Source organism: Deltaproteobacteria bacterium (assembly GCA_016931625.1).
Lineage (GTDB): Bacteria > Myxococcota > XYA12-FULL-58-9 > XYA12-FULL-58-9 > JAFGEK01 > JAFGEK01.
The window spans coordinates 1-23,682 of the sequence record JAFGEK010000213.1 but is presented as its reverse complement, the minus strand read 5'-3'; the positions used below and the strand labels follow the sequence as shown (position 1 = coordinate 23,682).

Annotated in this window: 14 protein-coding genes and 1 tRNA gene; 8 read left to right on the top strand and 7 right to left on the bottom strand. The window is 40.6% G+C overall.

The genetic code is table 11. The features are described from left to right. Positions 1-372, bottom strand: a 372-nt coding sequence (locus JW841_17470; GenBank protein ID MBN1962724.1) for an Rpn family recombination-promoting nuclease/putative transposase, incomplete at its 3' end; no start/stop codon positions are given. A 79-nt stretch (positions 373-451) separates the two neighbouring features. After that, entirely contained in the window at positions 452-1,624 is a 1,173-nt protein-coding gene (locus tag JW841_17465; GenBank protein MBN1962723.1) for an ATP-binding protein, read from the bottom strand. Between the two features lie 269 nt (positions 1,625-1,893). Here JW841_17465 and JW841_17460 point away from each other — a divergent pair, with 269 nt between their 5' ends. Together JW841_17460 and JW841_17455 are read left to right on the top strand one after the other, a co-directional pair. Then, positions 1,894-2,115, top strand: coding sequence for a hypothetical protein (locus JW841_17460; protein MBN1962722.1), 222 nt, complete (start codon positions 1,894-1,896; stop codon positions 2,113-2,115). Beyond that, positions 2,105-2,377 (top strand): PIN domain-containing protein, encoded by a 273-nt coding sequence (locus JW841_17455; protein ID MBN1962721.1) that lies wholly within the window; start codon positions 2,105-2,107, stop codon positions 2,375-2,377. Before JW841_17460 ends, JW841_17455 begins: the two co-directional genes overlap by 11 nt. Before the next feature lie 31 nt (positions 2,378-2,408). On the opposite strand, the gene JW841_17450 is transcribed toward JW841_17455, so the two are convergent. Beyond that, on the bottom strand, positions 2,409-3,047 hold the full coding sequence (locus JW841_17450; protein ID MBN1962720.1) for a hypothetical protein: 639 nt from the start codon (positions 3,045-3,047) through the stop codon (positions 2,409-2,411). 406 nt (positions 3,048-3,453) lie between these two features. On the opposite strand from JW841_17450, the gene JW841_17445 reads away from it, so the two are divergent. Together JW841_17445 and JW841_17440 are read left to right on the top strand one after the other, a co-directional pair. Then, positions 3,454-9,594 (top strand): VCBS repeat-containing protein, encoded by a 6,141-nt coding sequence (locus tag JW841_17445; GenBank protein ID MBN1962719.1) that lies wholly within the window; start codon positions 3,454-3,456, stop codon positions 9,592-9,594. Positions 9,595-9,671: 77 nt separating this feature from the next. Further along, on the top strand, positions 9,672-10,838 hold the full coding sequence (locus JW841_17440; protein ID MBN1962718.1) for an ATP-binding protein: 1,167 nt from the start codon (positions 9,672-9,674) through the stop codon (positions 10,836-10,838). A 109-nt stretch (positions 10,839-10,947) separates the two neighbouring features. Here JW841_17440 and JW841_17435 read toward each other — a convergent pair whose 3' ends face one another. The 3 genes from JW841_17435 to JW841_17425 all read right to left on the bottom strand — a co-directional run bounded on the left by JW841_17435 (position 10,948) and on the right by JW841_17425 (position 12,820). Continuing rightward, positions 10,948-11,121 (bottom strand): hypothetical protein, encoded by a 174-nt coding sequence (locus JW841_17435; GenBank protein MBN1962717.1) that lies wholly within the window; start codon positions 11,119-11,121, stop codon positions 10,948-10,950. Next, positions 11,114-11,623 carry a nucleotidyltransferase gene (locus JW841_17430; protein ID MBN1962716.1) on the bottom strand — a complete coding sequence of 170 codons (510 nt, stop codon included), beginning with the start codon at positions 11,621-11,623 and terminating at the stop codon, positions 11,114-11,116. The genes JW841_17435 and JW841_17430 overlap by 8 nt, the downstream gene beginning before the upstream one ends. Before the next feature lie 243 nt (positions 11,624-11,866). Beyond that, on the bottom strand, positions 11,867-12,820 hold the full coding sequence (locus tag JW841_17425; GenBank protein MBN1962715.1) for a hypothetical protein: 954 nt from the start codon (positions 12,818-12,820) through the stop codon (positions 11,867-11,869). Positions 12,821-13,191: 371 nt separating this feature from the next. On the opposite strand from JW841_17425, the gene JW841_17420 reads away from it, so the two are divergent. The 4 genes from JW841_17420 (at position 13,192) to JW841_17405 (ending at position 23,415) form a co-directional block, all read left to right on the top strand. Then, complete coding sequence (locus JW841_17420) at positions 13,192-13,689, top strand: hypothetical protein (protein MBN1962714.1); 498 nt, start codon at positions 13,192-13,194, stop codon at positions 13,687-13,689. A gap of 130 nt (positions 13,690-13,819) precedes the next feature. After that, complete coding sequence (locus JW841_17415) at positions 13,820-19,705, top strand: hypothetical protein (GenBank protein ID MBN1962713.1); 5,886 nt, start codon at positions 13,820-13,822, stop codon at positions 19,703-19,705. A gap of 7 nt (positions 19,706-19,712) precedes the next feature. Beyond that, positions 19,713-23,003 (top strand): hypothetical protein, encoded by a 3,291-nt coding sequence (locus tag JW841_17410; protein ID MBN1962712.1) that lies wholly within the window; start codon positions 19,713-19,715, stop codon positions 23,001-23,003. Positions 23,004-23,338: 335 nt separating this feature from the next. Next, positions 23,339-23,415 (top strand) — tRNA-Met (locus tag JW841_17405). Between the two features lie 68 nt (positions 23,416-23,483). On the opposite strand, the gene JW841_17400 is transcribed toward JW841_17405, so the two are convergent. Then, a partial coding sequence (locus JW841_17400; GenBank protein MBN1962711.1) for a hypothetical protein occupies positions 23,484-23,682 on the bottom strand: 199 nt, incomplete at its 5' end.

Genomic DNA, 23,682 nt, shown 5'->3' with positions numbered 1-23,682 from the left:
CAATAAATCAACATAATCATCACCACGGCTTAGCTCACTGCAATATTCTTTGGCCCAATAATATAAAAATCTAGAATTTATACCGTCAGGCAGTTGGCTTTGCATCTCAACGTCAAAGCGGGCTCGATTAGCTAAACTCACCCGAACATCAAGAATCACGCCCTTGTCTATACCGATTGCTTTAGGAATTTCAGGGTTTAATACTTCTAATGATTCGATTGGTGCGGGCAGCTTTACTATTGTCTCGATCATTGATTGCAGCAATGATTTTTCTTGTTGCATCAATAACTTGAAAACAATATCAAGTTTTGGATCAAGATACTTCATATCTTTTATTATATCAGTGGTGTTTTTAACTTGGCTAGTCTTCATTATCCCCCCCCTTTATTATCTATGGCTAATATGGTTATTAAGCCAAAATTATTACAAAATAATTTATATACACACTAATTTACCCATTGGTTAGTCTATTCGTCCAAAGTTCATCTAAAAACATACGCCATGGCATAATATAAATGCCGTCAACTAATCGTGGTCTAGTTTCATGGCATACTACAATAAAACGCTTGAGTTGATGTTCTTCAGCTAAAGCACGTAGCCCCTTTAAATGTTTTTCGGTAATGTGTTTACTTGCTTTTGCTTCGATTGCAACTCGTTCATCATAAATAAAATCAACCTCAAAACCTGAGGTCGAGCGCCAATAATGCAATAATGTTCTTGGGCTGTTATAATCAATGTAGGCTCGTAGCTCTAAAAAAATAAAATGCTCAAAAAACTCACCATACTCTGCATTTGCAGGAGTAATAGGCGGCAAACGTCTTAAAGTACGTACCACCCCCATATCAAAAAAATAAAATTTGGGGGTAACAATAGGTTTTCGTTTAACCGTTTTGCCAAAAGGTAATAAGTCGTAGCCAAGCAAAGTATCGCGCAATATTTGTATATAGTTCTGAATTGTTTGGCGTGATACTTGGGCGTCGCTACTAATCGACGTTGCATTAATTAATTGGGTGTTTATAGTAGCAGCAACTTGCAAGAAGCGAGCAAACGCAGAAATATTGCGAGAAATACCTTCAGCAGCAATCTCTTCAGTCAAATAGCGTGTTACATATGATTCAAGGGCATCATCTGGATCGCTAGCAAAATAATGACCTGGTATAAGCCCATAATTCATTGCTCGCTCTAACTTAAAGTTATAATTTTTAACTTCATTGTAGGTAAAAGGATGTAAGCGGCGATCACGACCTCTGCCACCAAGCAGATTCGTACCAGCGCGTTTGAGTTTGCGGGCACTGGAGCCTGTGAGTAAAAAACGAATATGACGTTCTTCAATTAATAGTTGTACTTCGTCGAGCAAATCAGGACATTTCTGTATTTCATCAATGCAAACAATAACATTTCGTAAATTACGGGCTTCGATCTCTTGGCGAAGCTCTGCTGGATTAGTAATCAGTCGCAATAATAGCGAACGGTCGAGCAAATTAAACGTTAGCTTGATTTTTTTACCAAGTTGCTCGCGTACATATGTTGATTTGCCGGTTTGCCGTGGTCCAAATAAAAAAACCGTATGCTCATTAAGTAATTTCGTAAGATTAAGGGTGCGCAAAACAAATTGCTGTGCCATCACTATTTGCTTATATCATGATAAACGCTAATAGCGATAGCAAATTATTGAATGTACCAAAAAATATTCTGATATACCAATAGACACTCGCGAGTCATATCTTTTATTGTTGGCTTAAAAAATGCCCGGTAGCAAATAATATGGGTTTGATGCTTTGATATCGCTAATAGATCGATTAACATATTTGGATATCATACTATCCATTTTACGCAGAAAATGGATAGTAGCCAATCCATATTACTAAGGCTAAATCAAACAGCACCATAACCATGTTAGATTTACGTCGGCATACTGACGAAATTTTACGGCGAGCAAAACTTGGCGAGCGTATGGTGTTAACCTATCGCGGTCGTGCGGTTTTACGTCTCGAACCAATTATCGATAATCAGCCAACTGCAGAAGATCCGTTTTACCAACTTACCGATTTTGCTGCTGCAGCAGGTAAAACTCTAACTAACGAAGATATTGATAAAATAATCTATGACCTCTGAAACTTTTATAGATACAAGCGGTTTTTATGCTCTATTAGTGCAAGGCGACGCGGCACATAAAAAAGCAAAAAGTGTATTGGCAAATGCTCATAAAAAACAAGGCCGGTTTATTACCACTGATTATGTACTTGATGAAACTGCAACATTATTACGTGCTAGGCGTCAAAGTATATTAACTACACATTTATTTCGCATTATTGATGAATCGCAAGCATGTCGCATTGAGTGGATTTTAAGTGAACGCGAGCAAATTAAAGGTTAGCTTAAATTGTATCTAAACAGACCTTGATTTCTTAATCTTTCCAACTTGCTATATATTTCGCTTCGGTGCTGCTATATCCATTAAGAAATACCTGCGGATTTTGGCCACGGGTATTTCGTAATGCTGTACAATAAGCCGCGGCATATTGACGAACATGCATTTCATTAAAAAGATATGCAGGAAATATTAGGGTAAGATCTGTTGTTGCTAATCCATCTTTATCGCGTACGATTGGCCCGGCAGTTAAGGTTGAACCGCGATGAAATGCCGCCCAACGTTTAGTTGCCCCCAAAGCAATAAGGCTGGGAGATAAAACTAACATCAGCATGCGATACATAGGTCGTTTATAAATACTTTCCATATTATTATTAACCCAATTAACCGCTTCGCTATCGGTTGAAAAAACCTTATCACGTAACATCATCAATAAAGTGCAACCAGCAACATCAGGATACCATTCTTCTTGATAGGTATTATTAATGTAACTCAGCAGAATCGGAGGTAAATTATTATCTGAATCATTTTGTGGCCATATTTTGCGTATATTGTCATGCACATCGGTTTTAACTAAACAATCAGTATAGCTATCTAAACCTGCTGGCAAATTGGCTAGATATCTTGTTGTCAGAGGATACTGATTGGGATCAATTATACCTTTTGTGTAACTCAACGACTTATCTCGCTTTTTAAAATTTTAATATCCTTAAATAATATGCCAACAAACTAAGTAATTCACAAGTACAAGTATAACTGGTTATTATAATCTTAGCCCCTAGCTGGGTAGCACCAGGTAGAGGCTGAATATTTACAACACATCTTTATATATGCAAGATTACCTTGGTTGCATTTGAGTAATATAAATTTTATTGCTGCGTCGCGTCGCCCTGCATTAAATATATAGACTTGACGATTGTGTTTTATCCACTCATAACTTCAACGACGTTATCCTTATATTGTTTTACCGTAAGCAGACTAAACGGCAAGTCAAACATGATGGATTTAATATATATGCTTCATTAGTAAATGTAAGTTGTAGCATTTTTATAACTGCCGTAGCAGTATTAGGGTTGATAAATATGCAAAAACCACAACAGTTTTTTACTAGCAGCAATACTTATTTTTTTTCGGACAAACATCATAATCTTTTCAGTGTACCAATAACTCGTATTACAAAAATTTTTTTATTGCTTGGCTTATTGTTCTTAACACTTGCATTTCCCAATTTTGCTACCGGCCAAACAGTTGTTGCAGAAGATCGTTTAAACCTTCCTGACGGCCCCGGTTCTTTAGAAGGTATCGGTGAAAACGTCGAGCATAATGCCAACATGGGGGTAATGACCTGGGAAGTACCACTGCAGCTACCCCAAGGCTTTAAAGCTATGACCCCAGAGCTGCATTTGCGTTACTCATCAGGTGATAGCAGCTCTATTGTTGGTATGGGTTGGTCTTTAGATATACCGGTCATCTCACGTGCAACGGTGCGCGGTGTTCCTTTATATAATCGTGACGATTTATTCTTCGCTAACGAAAGTATTGAACTCGTTAATATTAATAATAGCGAGCCGCCGATTTATCGGGCGCGGTTTGAAAAAGATTTTGTTCGTTATACTTGGATAGATGCTGGCATTGGCAATGCTGGCTATTGGCGCGCCGAATATCCTGACGGTCGTATTGCCACCTTTGGCGCTACCTATGATGGTCAAATTATTGCTACTGCCAGAAGCGTTGGTGATGAAGGAGTTTATCGCTACCATTTGGTTGACATGGTCGATGTATTCGGCCACCGTATTCGCTATAATTATATACCTGACGGTAGTGTTTCACTGATTGATTCTATTGGGTATGTTTTTACAGATGGTAGCAACCCACGCTACCAGATCAATTTCCTTTACGAAGACCGACGTGACCTTTTATCTGACTGTCGCCCTGGTTTTAACGAAGTATTAAGCAAACGCCTCAAGTCTATCGATATCTATTCAAATAGCCAAGGTACACCTCCAGGCGATAAAATACGCAGTTACTCTCTTATTTATGAAGACTACGCTTCTTCTGGTGGTTTCACACGTTTGAGCCGGGTTGAACATTATGGTCTGCAAAATGGTCGCTATCCGATTGAATTTAATTTTACTTACTCACGCGCTCTTGGTGGTCAATGTCATACCAAAGACTGTGAAGCGCCGTATTTAGTTAATATGGGTAGTTTGGGCCTAGATATGTCTTTAGGCCACGCGGCTATTATTGATCTTAATGGTGATGCACTACCTGACGTTTTAAATACTACACTTGATGGTGAACATTTTATATACCTCAATCAATTATCTTCTGATGGTAGCCAATCTTTTGCAACCGCATACGAAAGTACTCTTGCAGGAGTAGGCGCCAGCATGCTTGGCACCCAACAAGTACAACTACTTGATGCTAATGGCGATGGGTTTTCAGATCTTATCGATAGCTATAATGCCAAAGTACTTAGTGGCAATGGCAGCGGTGACTGGGTAAGTATGTATGATATTGATACAAGCGGTTTTCCGACTTTACAAGGCAATGATAATGTTCGCTTCTTTGATTGGGACAACGATAAACGCATAGATATTATCGAAACAACACAATCTGGCACCAACTATTACATCAATCTAGGTGATGGCAGCTATACAACTGCAGATGGTATTTATACTACCCAAAACATCGGCGCCACTTTTGTAGATGACAAATTGCACCTTGAAGACATGAATGGCGATGGGATGCTCGATGTCGTTAAGGTCGGCGATGGTTTTGTTAGTTATCGTCTTAATTTTGGATATGGTCGCTTTAGCGACTGGCGCAATATGACTGGTATACCTAGTAACTTAAAAGATTTAAAAAAATTTATTTCTTTTGTTGATATCAACGGCGATGGCTTAAACGATATATTAATAATACAAGCCGACACTGTTAAATACGCGCTAAATTTCAATGGTGATGCTTTTGCACCCCTAGTTACTATGACTAGTGCTGGTGGGGTAGCCTTGCCTGATCGCAACGAAAAAACTGTGCTCTTTGCTGATATGAACGGCAATGGTTCAGAAGATATTGTGTGGATTGATCATGATGGCACCACTATTTATTTAGAACTGTTTCCCGTTAAACCAAATTTAATCAGCCGTATATCAAATAACATTGGCATGATAACCGAGGTTACCTACAGCAGCTCGGTTTTAAGTTTGGCTAGAGATGGTGGTGCTGGCGCTTGGGCTTATAAATTGCCGCATCCGATGATAGTGGTAGATAAAATTGACACCTGGGACACGCTAACTAATGTACATGATGTTACAACCTATACTTATCACGATGGCTATTATGATGGCATAGAGAAAAAGTTTCGTGGCTATCATAAAGTTGAAGCTTATGAAGAAGGTGATGCTAGCATTGAATCAGGTGTTGTTAAGAGTGTATTTGATGTTGGTGCAAATAATGCTTATCGCAATGGTTTACTACTTAAACGCGAAGTCTTTAGTAATGATAAAGCGATACAAATACAAGAGCTCACCTATGATGATTGCAGCGTGGCTGAAGTACCTACTTCTGGTTTGCGTGTGCCCGTACGATGGATATGTGAAAAAGAATTAACTACCACAATTCAAGAAGGCACTGAAGCCACGCAATGGGTCACTACGCAAGTAGTTTATGACTATGATGGCTATGGCAATCGTAATGTTGAACAAAAATTGGGCGTTACGGCTATTGGCGGCAGTGGCTGCCCTGCTTGCACACGCGATGCAGATATTTTTGGTTCACCGTGCGGACCACAATGTGAAGGCGATGAACTTATAACCGTGACCTCTTTTGTGCCACCGAATGCCACCTCGGGTCGCTGGCTATTAAATGCGCCATATCGTGTACGTACTTTTGGTGTTACAGGCAGCGATTATTACACTGAAGAGCTCACATATTACGATGATCCGCCTTTTATCGGTCAAGAGTTAGCGACATTAACTACCGGCAATATTACCCGCAAAACCGTGCGGGTGCTTGGTGGTGCTAACAATAAATTAATCAATAAAGAGCGCTATCGCTGCGATGAACATGGTAATATCATTGAAAGCCTTGACCCCTTAGGTATTGAAGATGGTGATGAGCATCGCCGTAAATATGCATACGATGCTGATGGTTTGCATTTAACCCGCGTTGATATTTTTCTTATAGATCAACAATCACAAGCCTATACGCTTGCACGCGAAGTTAAATATGAGCCAATTTTTGGCAAACCCGTGGAAGCAACTCGTTGGATGCGGATTATTGAAGACACACCGCAAAATAACCGCGATAGCACCTTTTATAACTATGACGAATTTGCTCGTCTTACTGCTATTGCTAAGCCTGGTGACACTTTACTCGAACCAACTGACAGTATTGTTTACGATTTAAAAGCCCCGATAAGTCGCATAACCATTAATCGACGCACCCGCGCTGGGCCGCAAGAGCCTGAACTTTCTATTAGCCGCTGTATTGATGGACGTGGCCGTCAAGTTCAAGAGCTCTTGCGCCTTAGCGACAATAGTTATCAAGTAAATGGTTTTACTATTCACAATGTGCGCAGCAAGCCACAAAGAGTATATCAACCATATCTTGCAAGTGATAGCGCTTGCGACAGTCAAGAACCAAGCGATGTTAATTATACTGACTATGTCTATGATGCTACCTATCGCGAGCGTGAAATAATCTACCCTGATGCTGACCTATATGAAACTTCATCACGCACGCGCCATGAGTATTTGCCGCTAGCAGTTGCAACTTACGACGCTAACGATAATGATAGCACCAGCGCACATTATCATACCCCAATTACACAACATAAAAATGGTCTCGATCGCTTAGTTGCCATTGAACGGCAACTTACCCCCGAAGACCTACCAGCGTTCTATAGCCTAACCTATGATAGCATTGGGCATTTGCATGATGTAATCGATCCTGTCGGCAATACCCATACGCAGGTAAGTGACTTAATTGGTCGTATTGTAAAAATAATTGACCCTAATAGCGGTATAACTAATTTATTTTACGATGATGCGGGCAACGAAATTTTGCATACCGATGCGCGAGGCATCAACGTGCAAAGTGAATATGACGGCGCTAATCGACCAATAGCAAGCTTTGATACTGCCGCCCCCGAGCATAGTCGCATAAGCTGGCAATATGATTATGTTGCTGATTGTGCAACTAATTCATGCACTAATGCCGAAGGTCTTATTGCCCAAGTTACTTATCCCTTAAATGATAAAGTGGGCATTGACCACACGGGTTATGATATTCGTGGGCAAATAATTGCGCGCGAACGCCAGATAGATGGTGCTAAGTTTACTACACAATATAACTTCGACAATGCTGGCAGATTAATTGAAACCAAACATCCAGACGGTCAACGCTACATACGCAGCTATGATGGCGCTTCACGCTTAATTAGCGTGGCTGATTATGTATCGCAAATTGTTTATAATAAACAAGGGCTAGTTCAAAGTATTGCATATAATAACGGTGTTAATACTAATAAAACTTATGACAGTTTACTGCGCTTAAATCACCTTGAGACATCTGGCACTAGCGCCCAACTGCAAGGTTTTGCTTATCAACACGACCGCGTTGGCAATATTGTTAGTATTGATGACTTATTGCATAGCGATGCAAATGAAAACGCTACAAGCTTAAATGCAAGCGCTAGCTATACTTATGATGCGTGGTATCGTCTCGTTGCAAGCGAAATTGCGGCAAGCAATAATGATGATGGCGTGGAGACGCTTAACTACACTTACAATAATATTGATAACCTATTAAGCCGTATTTCTAGTCTAGGTACCGCTAGCCCCGAACATATAGGCAATTATAAATATTCAAGTTCACACCCCAATGCCGCAGTTAGCGCTGGCGCACGTTCGTATACTTACGACGCCGCCGGCTATTTAACTAAACGCGGTGATATTTCTCTTGCCTGGGACTTTTTAGGTCGCCTTACTAAAGCAAATAATGATGATGTTACCGTAGCCAAATTTACTTATGGCGCTGATGTTGATCGCATAAAGAAGCAAGAAGGCACTAACGTTACCTACTATATCAATGATGATTTTGAAATACGCGATGGCATTAGCGTTAGTACGGTGCGCTTAGGTCGCGAACGTTTGGTACGTCAAGAAAGTGATGCACTTGCTACACAGTTGCTTAGCGATGTAGCTCCGGCTGAGGCTAGCAGCAATAATACTCAAGCCAGCCAACCTGACGGACAAATTAATGCAGGCGATGCTTGGCTAGCTGCTGCGCATGAGTCAGGAGTGTTGCAACTTGATTATTCGCCATCTGCAGCCAAGCAACTACTAGCTGCAAGTGCACGGCGTTTATTGCTTGAAGTTGAAAGTGGCACTGCCTATCTCTCACATGACCATCTCGGTAGCGTAACGCTAGTAACTGATACACAAGGAAAAAGCCTCGGTCGGCGCGGCTATACGCCTTTTGGGGTTGAGCTTGCTAACTCTGATTTAGCAATTGATACATATGGATTTACTGGCCAAGAACGTGATAGCAGCACCGGTCTTGATTATTATAAATATCGCTATCTCGACACTGAACTTGGTCGTTGGGTTAGCCCTGACCCCGCTTTTACGCAACTAAAACCAGAATCTACTGAAAAGCTTGGCGAAGCTACGACCGCGTATGCCTATGTTGGCAATAATCCGATTAATCATTTTGATCCGAATGGGCTTGAAAACACAGACGTGCAATTGCGAAAGTCTATTAAAGAAAAAACCCATCGCCCATATCCACGTCGCCTTACAGCTGATGAATTGCAAGTTGCAGCTGATTTTTTGCATCAACGTTTTGGTAATAAAAGAGCCCGCGAACTTAGTACAACAACTATAACGCAAGGCAATAAAAATGGAGAAACGATATTCACTATATCGACAAGCACCGGACTTGTGCCAGGCAAAATTAAGCGATCAGCGCGACGTCTATTAGGACCTAATGTGGAGTTTGTTTCAGGCAAGGCAGGGAAACAACCTGACAATCAACATCACAGTGAACAAAGGGGTATCGCAGCTACCGACGATCAAATTAATCGTATGCAAGCATCAAGCAGTAATGCTAGTCATGGTGGGGCTGCATGTCCTTCTTGTGCTAATGCGCAAAATAAAGCATGGGTGCGCAATGTAACAGGTACTCAAAAAGGTGGTGGTCGGATTAGATTAAAATGATGGCTTACAGAAACTGACACTTATAATGTTGACTTTTTAAACTTGACTTTCTAAATTACCAGGCAAATAATAAAACAATGTTTAATAGATGGTTAAAATTTCCTGAAAATTCCACTTGTATGCTTTTAGGTGCTCGCCGGGTTGGAAAAACCACGCTATTACGGCAACGTTTTCCTGATGCAATATATTATACCCTCGATGACTTCGATGTTTTACGTTTTGCACGTACTGACCCAAAAGGTCTGATTCAATCAATAACTAAATCATTTGCTATAATTGACGAAATTCAAAGATGCCCTGAGTTACTTATCGCGGTTAAATATGCGATCGATACACAGAACAAAACTTTTATCATGACTGGGTCAAGCGCCTTGGGGTTATTATCTCAAGGGGTTGAAACACTTGCTGGTCGCATGCATCCTCTAGAACTTCCAACTGCTTGCTGGGGTGAAGAACTTGGACCACCAACTCATGAGTGCTTTAATGTTGTAAATCAATTACAAGCTATAAAAGCGCGTCGACAACTTAAAGACAGCATTATCTATGGTGGATTCCCAGAAGTAATTAATTGTAACAACGCTGAATCTAAACAAGAAATATTACATAATTATAAAAATAGTTATTTTGCTAAAGACCTGGCATTACTATCAAATGTTGAAAATGCAGATGGCTTAATGGCAATTCTTTCCTATCTAGCTATTTCTCTTGGCTCTCATACTTCAGTAGTTAATGCTGCAAGAGAGTCAGCACTTAGTTACCCAACAGCCCGCAAATATCTTAATGTACTTGAAGCGTCACGCTTAGTTTTTAAACTTTATGGCTATCAATTTGGGCCAGCAAAACGTCATGCTAAAGCTGCTAAATATTATTTTGCTGATAATGGAATTCTCTTTGCGCTTGGTATTAAGGTATCCATCGGGCAGCAGCTAGAAAACTTCGTTATTGCTGAAATAGAAAAACGTCGTCGTCTCGGTCGGTTTAATTGTGATCAGTTACTATATTATCAATCTGCTGGCGGTGCCGAAATCGATATAATCATTGATGAACCATCACTAACAACTGCAATAGAAATTAAAAATACTATTAACCCAGCTGCAAATGATGTGCGTCATCTTAAAACATTTTTAAACAGTAAAAACGCAGATAAACCACGCAGAGCACTTTTACTGCACATGGGCGATAACGCCTCTATAGAAAATGATGTACAATTGCTACCCATCGCTCATCTTTGGCGTAGTTTATAATAAGTCCCGACTTTGACATCCAAAATCAGTTTATAGTATTTTCAAAATATGAAACACCTAGGTATTTTAAAATAGCGCGCTCGATGTCAAATTAATTATCCTTCTAGTTTTATTCTTTCTTCTTCTCAACTTGCTGCGCCTTACCTTGCCAGCGACGCATAGTCTTCATCGTTTCTTCAAGCCAACGTAATCTCTCTGCTGGAGTAAGCCTTAGCCCAATACTTACTTGGCTTTGACGATGTTCAGCAAAGCCTTTAGCAAATTTTAAGTTTTGCTTATTCATTAGAATTCTCATTTACTTCTTTAAGAGCTTGCATTGCTTCAATGTCAGCTAAATCTATAGCTCGCGCTGCCATACGTTTCAATGATATCAAATCATCAAGAGACACAACCGTTGCAGTTGTAGAATCAAGCGTAACGGTTAATGCGCGATTATAGGCAGTGTTAAAATCTATTGGTTCAGCAATAAAGAGATCAACTTCAAGAGTCGGAAAATTCTCGCTCCATAACCCTAAAACTGTCATACCTTTTTCAGTTAACCAAGATTGTCGCATCGAAGCATCGGCAAACTGTTCAATAGGTACCGGCGCTCTTGGTTGATACCCTAGCTGAGCCAAAGCATCCACTGCTCGTAAAGTATTGTCAGTCTCAAGTTGTATTATTAAATCTAAATCAGCCGTTGTACGTAAATGACCATGCAAAACTACCGCAACTCCTCCGACAACAAGATAGCGGACGTTTGCCTGATTCAACGCGGTCAATACTGTTTCGATATCGCTGGCCAAAAGCAACTATCTCCTATTGATACGCTAATTTTTATTAGCTTTCGGCTATAACGCTATCTTATTTTAATCAACAGGTGAAGATTTGATAAAAAAACATTTTAAGGGATATCATCAAATCCTCCGATTCTCACAAGGCGGCTGCCAAGGTTACGGCTGCCAAGCACCAAAAAAACACTAAAAAAAGAGGCGCAATATTCTGATGTTGAGCTATTTTTGGAGAAAATACCTGTTTTAACTTTGATACTACTGACGGCGATAAAGTCGAATCTTTTTAGAATTAAGATCAGTTATAGTTAGATATCGCGCATCGCGAGACAAAAATACATTACCAATTGTCACTTCTTCGAGGTGCGGTAGTATCTGTTCTTGCCAGCTCTTGCCACCATCTTCGGTGTCAAACACTGCAAACCCTCTTGGTTTATCAAAGTATAGTACGACTGTACCTTGCAAAGAGCTAGTAAAACGTAGCGCCTCAACGGGCGCACCAAGATTCTCTTTTACTATAATTCTTTTTGTTATTGGCAGAGATATAGAATGCCAGTTTACCCCTGCATTATCGGTGCGCAGAATCTTGCCTGATATTAACAATATAAAACCGGTAGATTCAGATAGTAGGGATATCGCCATTATTTTTTCTTCAATATCGTCAGGTATTGCTACAGGCGACCATGTTTCACCGCCATCATGAGTTATTACTAATGGATGTACTGAACCGCTATCTTTGCTAACTGCATACCAACCAACCATCGGACTCACAAAAGACAAATAATTACCACTTGCATGTACCGCACCGTAATCAGATAATTCTCGCCAACTATTGCCGCCATCAGACGAAGCACGTAGCATATTAATACCGCTGGCCCAGGCCATATCATTGTTCATAATCTCTAGACTGGTAAAGCCTCCGTTGGTAAGGGGTAGCTTAGCCAACTGCCACGTCTTGCCACCATTGTCGGTAAAAAGAATTTGAGCTAGATTACAAACAGCGATACCGCGTGTTTCGTTAATGAACCCCGTATTGTTTATTGGGAAAGAGGTAAAATTTTTATCCGCATAAACGACTGGCCGGTCATGCACCAGAGACCATGCAGTATTCGCTGCAAGAGAAGGTTGCTCACCAAAAGTATAAGATGAGGCGCAACTTGCTAAAGTTACTAGTGATAACACCACAGTGAATATGCTAGCAGCACTTACCATTACATTTCTCCAAAAATTGCCTGCTTATTACTATTCAAACACTAAAATTAGGCCTTAAAATGCAAAACCATTACTTCTACATCATTTGCATAAATCAAAACTTTACATAGAGGGAAAACCCATTGTCACTTCGAAGAATGTGAGAAATCTATTTATTAACAATATTACAATATCCCTCCCCCTCTTGGACAACCATAGCTGCTATAAATAATTCCACACATTAATCAATTTTATGTACTAATATATCACTAATATTCATCTTTCGTTGATCTTCTAATCAAATAAATCCAGTGTAATTTGCACCAAATACCCGTGACAAATCATTTTTTACATCATAGGGTCGCTTGAGTATTTTGCCTGAGGATACCACGATGCGTCATTGGCACTGGGTTCGTCGTACTTGGATGACTCAGATTATAATTCTTCTTAGTATATATTTTTTGGCATCCTGCAGTTCAAAAGGTAAGCAATGTCCAGAAGGTACGCTTAACTGCCCTTGCAAAAAAAATAACATTTGCGACCTCCAACTTGTATGCATTGCCAATAAATGTAGCGCCAATACTGCCGGCTTAAAAATAACTGACGCAAATGCACGTGCCTGCGAGTTAGTGGTTCATGACCAAGCAGGTTTGATTAATTCTGTGCAGTTTAGTGATAGCATACTCGGCTCATATCTGCGCCGCGGTGCTAATCTGGCTATTAGTTTTACTGCTCGTACTGATACCGCACTACAACCTAGCGACGTGGCTATTACTTACGTCTCGCGGGCAAGTACTCAACAAACTGCTGCACCGACAATTATCACCAGTCATTGTTTCGACCGACTGGGTAAAACATTACCAAACGTATCGTTAAGTTTATTGCCATAATCTATTAAGTAAGAAAGGCAATATAATGCTGCACATTAAGTTTCTGACAAACTTTTATTTTTTAATTGTCATTCCCGTCAAAGCTCTTGACGTCATTCCCGCGAAAGCGGGAATCCAGAGCATTAATTTTTTGCTAAATAACCTAGATTTCCGCTTACGCTTTAATAGTGTTGTTTTTCGTCAACTGAGTTTTGTTGCCCTGCTGATTACCATCTTTTCATTTGCTGCTTGCACCTCAAATAATAGCAAAAATGAATGCCAAGTCGGCAGCCTTGCTTGTGCCTGTGATACAGGCGGCAAATGCGACAATAATCTTACTTGCGTAAATGACACCTGCCAAGCTTGCTCTGTTGGCTCTGCAAACTGCACCTGTGATAATGGCAAATGCCAAGAAGGTATGTTTTGCACTGCTGACAAAAACATTTGTCGCCTTTGCCCGCAAGGCTCTGTCGGCTGCTTATGTAAAGCAGACGATACTTGCAGTGAAACAAACGCTTTTTGTGATAGCGACAATCGTTGCCAACGCCAAGATTGTCCTGCTGGTGAGCATGGCTGTGCCTGTCTTATGGATTGGAGTTGTCATCAAAGTGAAGCGGGCGAAAAACTAACTTGTGATTCTGGTGTTTGTATTTCTAATCAATGTCCTCGTGGTACGCCCGGCTGTGCTTGTCAAAAAGATCAAAGTTGCACCGGCGATGCTGAATGTGCTGATGGCTTTTGTCGATTATCTAGCTGCACACCCGGTACCGAACATTGTCAATGCGCTGCTGGTAGCTGCGCCCCTGGTCTAATATGCCGCAATGATTCTTGTCTTGATGGCACAGGTTACCCAGGTTTTGCTTGTGGCAACGACAACTATTGTATGCATGGCACCCGTTGTGAAAGCGATGTCTGCACCCCTTGTTTGATTGGTTCGCAAGGCTGCTCTTGTAATGATGATGGTACATGCAACGATAGCAACACTTGTAAAAAAGACCGCTGTGTTACATTAACTGGTCTTGCAACTTCAGCATTTATGACGCCAAAATGTTATACCCCATGTCGTGAAGATGTCGAACTTAACGATGGCACCTATCTAACTTGCCCAGGTGATGGCTTACTTGAAGGCTGCTATGGCGGTACTACTTGTATAGCAGGCCAATGTTTATCCACTGCCGAAAATTTGCGCAACTGCGCCATTGACCGCGATTGTGCCGATTTTCAAGCATGCCTAGATGGCGTCTGCCAATCAAATTGCGAAAATAATTCACACTGCAAAGACGAAGCCGTATGTTTTCGCTCGGTATGCCGCTTGCCTTGTTTAGTTTCTGGTGACCCGTGCCCTATTGATAGCTATTGTGCCACGCAAGATGACAATGAAAATGGGCATTGTCTACCTCTTGCTATTACCAACAGCATGGCAAACTTAACTGCTGCACCAGAAACCGGTAGTTATGCTATTGATACAACTGCATTAGAATTTAGTAACACTAAACTTATAAATGAATTTCGCATTGCCAATAAAGGTGCACTTACAGGTCTATTCATAATACGTAAAGTATCTTCGCATCTTATTCGTGATGATGGCAGTGTAGAAATTCTTGAGTCTACTAAAGAAAAAACCTGCACACCAGGTAATTGCCCACTATATTGGCTGGGAATGGGGCCAAACGATAATCTAGAATTAAAAAATGAAATCGAAGTTATTATAGACCCTGATTCTGAAGCTACTATATCCATTGGATTAACAGGCGCGTCTCCAACCGCTCGTTGGGAAGGTGCTATTGAAATCTGGCATAAAAATTATGGTGTACAACGAATTATAATATCTTATACCGAACGTCCCGAAGGCCGATGGCAAGGTGATGTACTTTATTTTGGTAATTTTGCCGAAGAAGGATTAGATGATTGGCTTGCGGCCGATAACATAGAACGCCAAGACTCTGTCCTTATCAGCAGTATGCGTAATGCTCTTATGCAAGTATGGGCGCGATTTCGTGCCGGTAAGGTATCTTTAAATGAATTAACCGCCGCTATTGCATCCACCCGGTCTGGCTCATGGCAATCACCACAAATAAAAAGCATGTGCCCAAAAAATGCTGCTTGTTTCCCTTACAATAATGTTAATGGCTATTTAATATATTCCACTAATGCTGCTGCTATTCCTATACCATCTGGTGTTGTTGAATTGCCAATGGCAATAAATATTCGCCCTCTCGCTGAAGATGATCCACAAACCACTGTATGCAATGGTGCCACCTATTGTTATGGAGGTCGTATCGAAAGTCAATTAGCCTTACAGTACGCGGGCAACCCTGCTGTAACGCTTTCTTTTGATAACGACCCATCACAATGTTCACAACAAGGTGCTGCTGGTTGTATTCTTTATATAAATGATTTTAGTGCCAATATTGCTGTAGGTGGTCGCTACCATATTAATGATATCTGTCCGGTTAATTATAATGAAGTTAAAACACCTTGGCTTTTACCCGGGTTTATCGCTAATACTTCATGGGATCTTCAAAGTGCTCAACGCTACAGTCGCGAATGTCGCCATAATAATTACCCATTTAATGACCCAGAGTTAACTACTGTAAATATTAGCTTTGCAAGCTCTAATCCTGTGCCTGATGGTCGTACCCGCCAACGCAGCATAGAAATAATTGATGGTGCTGTTATTGAAGGCCGCGATATGCTAGTACTGTTTCGCGAACGAACAGCTTCAATAATTTCTTCTGACCCAAATGACGATTTAATGGCCTATGGGCTCATGCTTTTACATCGTCAAAGTGCAAATTTAGAAGATGATGCATATCTTGGAAACACTCCGCCAAAATTACAAAACGAAATAATTCGCAGTGAACCCGTTGAATGTAGTCGCGACTTGCTAGAACGTATATTCGGCAATATTTCTAGTACTGATTTTAGTAAACTTAATGTTACCAAACTCGGCAATGCCTTAATTACTGGTGTTGCTGTTGAAAACGATATAACAGCTGTACCTATTGATGCTACTAGAATTCACTATTTATGTGAAGATACTGGCTTAATTGATGGTGGCCCAGATAACTATGGTTCAGAACCAGTAAGTGATGCATGCCCTGGTGGTTCTAAAGTAACCTATTTTAGTTTAGCAACAAATATTTTAACAAAAGAAGAAATAGCCACACTTCCCTGTCAAAAAAATGATAAAGATGAAGATGACGGCATAAGAACCGGAACATGCCAAGATACGATTAAACGATGGATAACCAATAATACATATGGAATATCTCTCGATCTTATATGGCAATGTACTGATAATAACCAACTATATTGTAGTGAAAACCGACTCAACCTCCTCGACAGCAAGTTATTCTATGATGCTAACGATAACAATAATGAGATCATTTTTTCTTCTCTTTCAAATACTATTCTTGATGCCTTTCGCTATCGCACCCGTTTTGTAAATCGCAGTGGCACTAGCAACGTAGGTTTTGCTCCTGAAATATGTGTAGAAAATTCTGACTCGGTACCATACTGTTATGACCCAGCAGCCATCGAAGAAATTCGCGAGCGGGTTGACTGTGCCATGGATTTATGGAGTTACCTGCAAGATACAGGTGCTGATCAAGCTACTCAGTCACTACTCTTTAATTACCTTAATCTTAACTTTGGCTTTAATGAATCAATAGATGAAAATTCTAATACACATTCTGTCCTTTACGGTTTTGAACATTTAAATGCCGAACTACTTATTATGCTTGGCGATGAAATGATGGCCAAGTCATTAACAGCCCGCTTTGATCTAGCTCAAAGTAATCTGGCAGCATTCTACGGAGTGCAGTTTGAACCTGATGGTATTAATCTCTCAGGTGCTGCTGGCTTTGAAATGCTAAGGTTATATCAAGCTGTACAATATTATCAACTTGCTCTCGATCGCTTCTACAAACAAACCCCCGCATGGATGCAGTCAATGCAAGTTGGGCAAAGTTTCATTACCTTGGCCACCGTTACCTCATATCTTAATCGTTTAATTCGAGCTTCAACCCAAAAAACTTTGGCTTTAAGTGAAATTGCCAAACGTTATCAAAACCTTAATCGTCTTGATTTAGCACGCCACGTAATTGAACGCAGCTATGCTGCTGCTTACCTTGAATCTATTATTATAACCAACATAATGCGCAAAGTAGTTACCGTTAGTGCTGCTGAGGATATTGCTCAGATAAACCAACAAATCGAACAAGCACAAAGAAGCTATCGCATTGCTTTATCAAAAATGCGCTCAGTCTATGACGATACTAGAGAAAGTATGAATTATTTTGGTTTTCCCGCTGATTATATACCATTTCCGGCGCTTGAAGCTGCGGCTGCTCGTGATAACCCAATAGAAGTTGCACTTTATCGAGCCAATCAGCGCTTACAAATAGCTCGCGAAGCTGAACAAACCGCTTTATCAAGTAATCGATCTTTTGAATCTGATACTGCAGCTTTTCAAAATGAGCTGGCCCGTATTCGTACAGTTTATGAAGGACAACTAGCAGAATTATGCGGAACGTTTGCAGGTGAAGATGGGCAAGCATATCCGGCAATTGCTAAATATGCTTATTTAGATAACGATTTGCGTTTGCTTATCGATCCTTGTAGTGAAGCTGACGGTGGAACTTTACGTGAAGCGCGTGGTAATGTCGACTTAGCACTTAATAATATTCTGAAAATACGCACCCAAATTTCTAATGTACTTGAAGAAGCTGAAATAGAAAGAATTCGCATTAACGATCAATGCGAATCAATAAATGAATTTGCTGATATTGAATACGAGACTAATGGTCAAATTAATATTGCTGAAGGATTGATATCTGCTGGACGAGCGACTATTGCTAGTATTGATCGTTTTTCAAAAATTGAATTTAATATTTTCGACCCATCACAAGCCGGAAGACAGGCTATTGCTGCAGGCATATCCACAGCTATTGATGCTGCAATAGTTGTTGGTGAGTGCGTAGTACGTCAAATGCAACGAGACCTTCAACTCAAACGTACCAAACATGCTTGTGAGCTTGCTGAAATTGATAGCGATGCTCGTCTAGCCAATATATTACTCAGCCTTGCAACTTTAGACGTAGACGCATTACGCGCTAAATTAGAATTAAATCAAGCAATCTCGCGTGTGCAACATCTTAGAAATCAGGCTAAACGCATCACCAGCGAAATGGATGAAATGGAAGAGCTAGCCATTAACGTCGAAGCAGCACGTAATAATCCTAATGTTCGCATTTATCGCAATGATGCTATTATGAACGCTGAACGCAGTTTCTACTTGGCTCTAAAAGAAGCATATAAAGCCACTCGCGTCTTTGAGTATTACACTGGGCAAAGCTATGCAAGCTTAGAGCAATTATTCTTAGTGAGAATGGCTGCCGTGGGTGATATCAACTTGCAATATTATCTCATTGATCTTGAAGATGCAGCGCGAGCTTTTGACGATGAACTAGGGGCGCAAGACTGGCGCATTTCCCGCATCTCCTTGCGCGATGATATTATGCAAATACCCTACCTTAATACTGATGGCGAAGCCTTAAGCGACGGCGAGCGCTCTGCTATGTTTCGCGAGCGACTACTTGACCCGGGGGTAATTGATAGTCGCGGCTATATTGTATTTCCGTTTAATACTCGCTTAACTCAAACTTCGCCGCTCACGCGTCTGCATAAAATTAAATATGTTGAAATTGATGTTATTGGCTCTGACGTTGGTGATCCTGTTGGACGACTTTACCTCGATATGCGTGGTACTGGCACCGTTGTCAACTTAGACAACGAATATAATTATTACGCCTTCCCGCATCGTACCTCGGTAATTAATACTATGTTCAATGGCAACCGCGTATATGTACCAGAGCTTTATAAATCATATCGTCTTATTGCTCGCCCATTTGTCAATTCACGCTGGGAGTTAGTGATTAATGTCGCCGACGAAGAGGTAAACCGCGATATCAATCTCAACTCACTTACTGATATTTGCTTATACGTATTCTACGGCGACTTCACCGCTAATTGAGGCTGTCATGAATAAAACTTATATTTATAACTACTTATTATTCGCATTTGGTTGCTTATTTATGATTAGCAACTCATCATGCTACCAAAGTAAAAAAGATTGCCAACCAGGTAGTGCTGATTGTATTTGCAATGAAGGTCTTTGCGATACTGGATTATATTGCGACAGTGACAAACTATGTCATCAGTGTACCACAGATCATGCTGGTTGCCCTTGTAGCTCTAAGAGCACCTGCAGTAATGGTTTGTTATGTCACTTAAAAAGTAATCAATGCCAACCACTAGCCGCTTGTGAAAATGTATGTGGCACAGCTAGACGCTGTATTGCTGAAGATGCTTTTTTAGCTTGCCTTAATGAATGCAAACCTGGTTTTACTTTTGATAGTGAATCAGCCACTTGCGTGGCCGTTTCTGCAACATGCAGTGCTGATGCAAATGATAGTATTTTAGCTCAATGCGAACAAGAACATCGTCAATGTAATGAAGATACTGAAAACCATCAAGCTCAATGTGGTAGTTGTTTTTCAGGTTATAAAGAAGACATTAATGGCAAATGTCACTTAGATGATAGTTGTGAGGCTTTAAATTGCGCTGCTGCATATCGCGAGTGCGGTGCTAATGGTCATGGTTGTGGCAAATGTCAAAAAGCGTATGTTGATGTACTTGGTGAATGTCACTTGCGCACCTGTGCCAAAGAAGCATCTCCTGCAAGCATACTTAACACCTGCAATGCACAAAATCGCGTCTGTGCAGAAGATCAAGAAAATGGTGCTAATTGTGGTACTTGTAAAAATGGCTACGTTGAAAATAATACAGGCGACTGCGTACCAAATTGTCAAACGCTTGCATGTGAAACAACACAATTTCGTGAGTGCCTTAGCAAACCTACACCAAAATGTGGATCTTGCTTAACCGGCTATGAAGAAGATAAAAAGGCCGGCCTATGTGTTGGCAAAACCGCTTGTGAAAGCCAAGCAGATTGTCTTGCAGGTGATTACTGCGTGCAACCATCTCCTTTTGCCAGTGGTCGTTGCGAAGCCAAACCTCGCTGTGGTGAATTCGAACTATTTAAACCAGGGGCTACATGGGATGGTTTTTTACAAACTTGTATTCCTTGTCCAGCATGTACGGGTGATGGAACAACAGGTCGTATATGGCCGGTAACTTCTCGCGATGGTATTTGTGTTTGCGAAACTGTCGATAACTATTACTTTGATGCCGCCATGAACGAAAGAACCGCAGTGCCTTGCGATGAAGATAGAGACGGATGGGTTCGCAGTAATGCTATGAGATATATTGAACCATCATTATTTGCTAAAGAAAAAGATATCGCCTTACTAACCAATGCTCACTGTCATGTAAGAAGAATTGAGCAATTTGTTTTGCGCAATGAATATGGTCAGGAACTAGTCATAGATGTTGCTGACATTAATGGTGTTGCTGAAGGTACTACTTCTATTGGCCTCTATGAATCGGTAATTAATGACAATAATAAATTAACCATGTTTATGCATTCATATTATGGTTTTCGATCTCTTCTTGCTCGTGAACTCAATCCTTTAACGAAATTATGTGTCGATTCAATTGCTGATTTTAATGATAATGGTATTAGCGATATCAGAGAATGGGATGGTAGCGCTCTTGCTAGCGAGCAACAATGTATGGAACCGTTTAAGCAATTTAGTTACTTTGCTGAGTTACATCATGGTTTCTATGAATATAACGAAAACGATATTAACGCCAAGCCACGTTATGTAATCGCTGAGCGCTCACGATGCAATGCAAGTTTTCCTCTTATATATGATGAAGATGATGATGGTACTTATTGGCGCAACTGCATGCGTCGACGTGCTGGTGATTTTAAAAATGATAGTTTAGGTTATGACTTTGCCCGTTTTGCTTGTAAAGATACCGGCACATGCTCTACTGATAATACTCCGCTACCTGACGAGCTAGCAAATTTAATGTATCCCAACCCACATGGTTTATGTAATTTGTCGCTACCCTTAGATGCAACACAACCTTGGCGCGGCATGCTGCATCATAGTCAATTTCGTTGCATGCAGCTCATTTGGGATCGTCAAGATAATCAGTCTCCACCAGAATCTTATCAAGTAGAAATATCTAAGATATCTTCACAAGGAGTTCATACTTATCGTGCTAATCAATGCGGCTTAATAGATGAATATGATGTTGCACTAGCTGCAAGTAATGAAAATAATGCATCTAGCCTACCTAATCCAGATTTTCCACCAATACTTTGCGAAGTACACCAAGAACTATTTACCGAGGGAGAAGTTTTTTGGGCCGCGGATAGATTTAGCAGCATTTATACCGATAATAAACCTGAAAACTATCAGCGAGGCTGCATTAATGAATGTATAGAATTTCCAGAACTATGCCCTGGATATGTTGATGATCCAAGTGCAAACCCATGCCAGGGTATCCCCAATAATTTTGGTAAAATTGTTTGCCATCAATGCTCTGGTGATCAAATTGAATGCGATGACAACTTTAATCATAATGGAATCTTTGACGAAGGTAATGATACTGAGCTTTGCGAAACCAATCGATTAGACAATCCAGAAAACTGTGGATCTTGCGTCAAATTTTGTCCAGAAGGACAAATATGTCAATGCGACCCTTTACATGCAGATAATCCAACTAAATGCCTTGATGGCCAATGCTGCACTACTTGCAAAAATAACACTGAACCTTATAATATTTCTGATGATGGTTGCGGTAATTCATTTTTATGTGATTGCGTAAATACAGGCACATGTCCTCAAGGCGAAAAATGTGTAAATAATAATTGTGCATCAGATGCGGCACATTGCACTACTCTTAATATAACGTGCGGCAAAAAAATGGTTGATGGTGTCGAGCTTGACTGCGGGCAATGCCCTGCGCAAACTTGTAGTGCATGGGGCTCATGCGCATATCAAAACACTTGCTCGACAACAGGCCAAAGAAAACGGATATGCGATAGGTATATTTGTGATGGCAACGGTTTTGATTGCGTTCTAACTCCAGAAGAATTTACCGAAAATTGCACTCGCAGCGTATGTACTGCAGGTAAAACTCAATCTTGCGAGTGCGGCACGCAAACTTGCTCCAGTTCTTGTACCTGGGGAGTCTGTAGCGGTTCAGGTACTGGTACTTGCGGTGGAGATCAATATGGCACTTGTCCCGGTAGCTGTATATGCTGCCCCTGTGCAGGTAATTGTGCTCCACAATGCGGACATGCAGGATATACATGTAAATCAGTATGCAGCCGTGCTGCTTGTGGTTGCCCTTAAAAGGCTACGCAACTAATTTGTCTTCTATTTCTCGTCATTCCCAATACCCTTGCCTTGACGTCATTCTAGGCGAAAGCTCCTCTCGTAATAACAGTATTTTTAAATAACTGCCGTTAGCACTGTTATTGCATTACATCATTATCACGTCGTGCACAGTCAAGAATAATTCAATATTACCGCTTAAGTTGGCCCTACGAAGTAATATTTTAATAAAGGTTTTTAAGCTTTCTCTACCTTAATATAGCTATATGTAGTGACCATTTATGTTTTAATAATATTTTCTAGTGAATGCTTGACTTAATGCGGTTGTACAACTACATTCCGCCCCACCTCGACGCGGGGTGGAGCAGTCTGGTAGCTCGTCGGGCTCATAACCCGAAGGTCCATGGTTCAAATCCATGCCCCGCAACCAAACATTTTAGCGGGCTTACGAATAATCGTAAGTCCGCTTTTTTGTATTAAATAGCCACTGCATTCTTTTTAAATATTCGGTTTCATTATGCGTGGCATACTTATGAGCCACTTGCAAAAGTCCTTATGATTTTCAATTATAGCAAATATAACGTCATCCCCGCGAAAGCGGGGATCCAAAATGTTTTGCAATATCAACACCTTATAGATTCCTGCTTGCGCAGGAATGACGATAATAGGTGGTTGCTCGACTTTTGCAAGTGGCTCT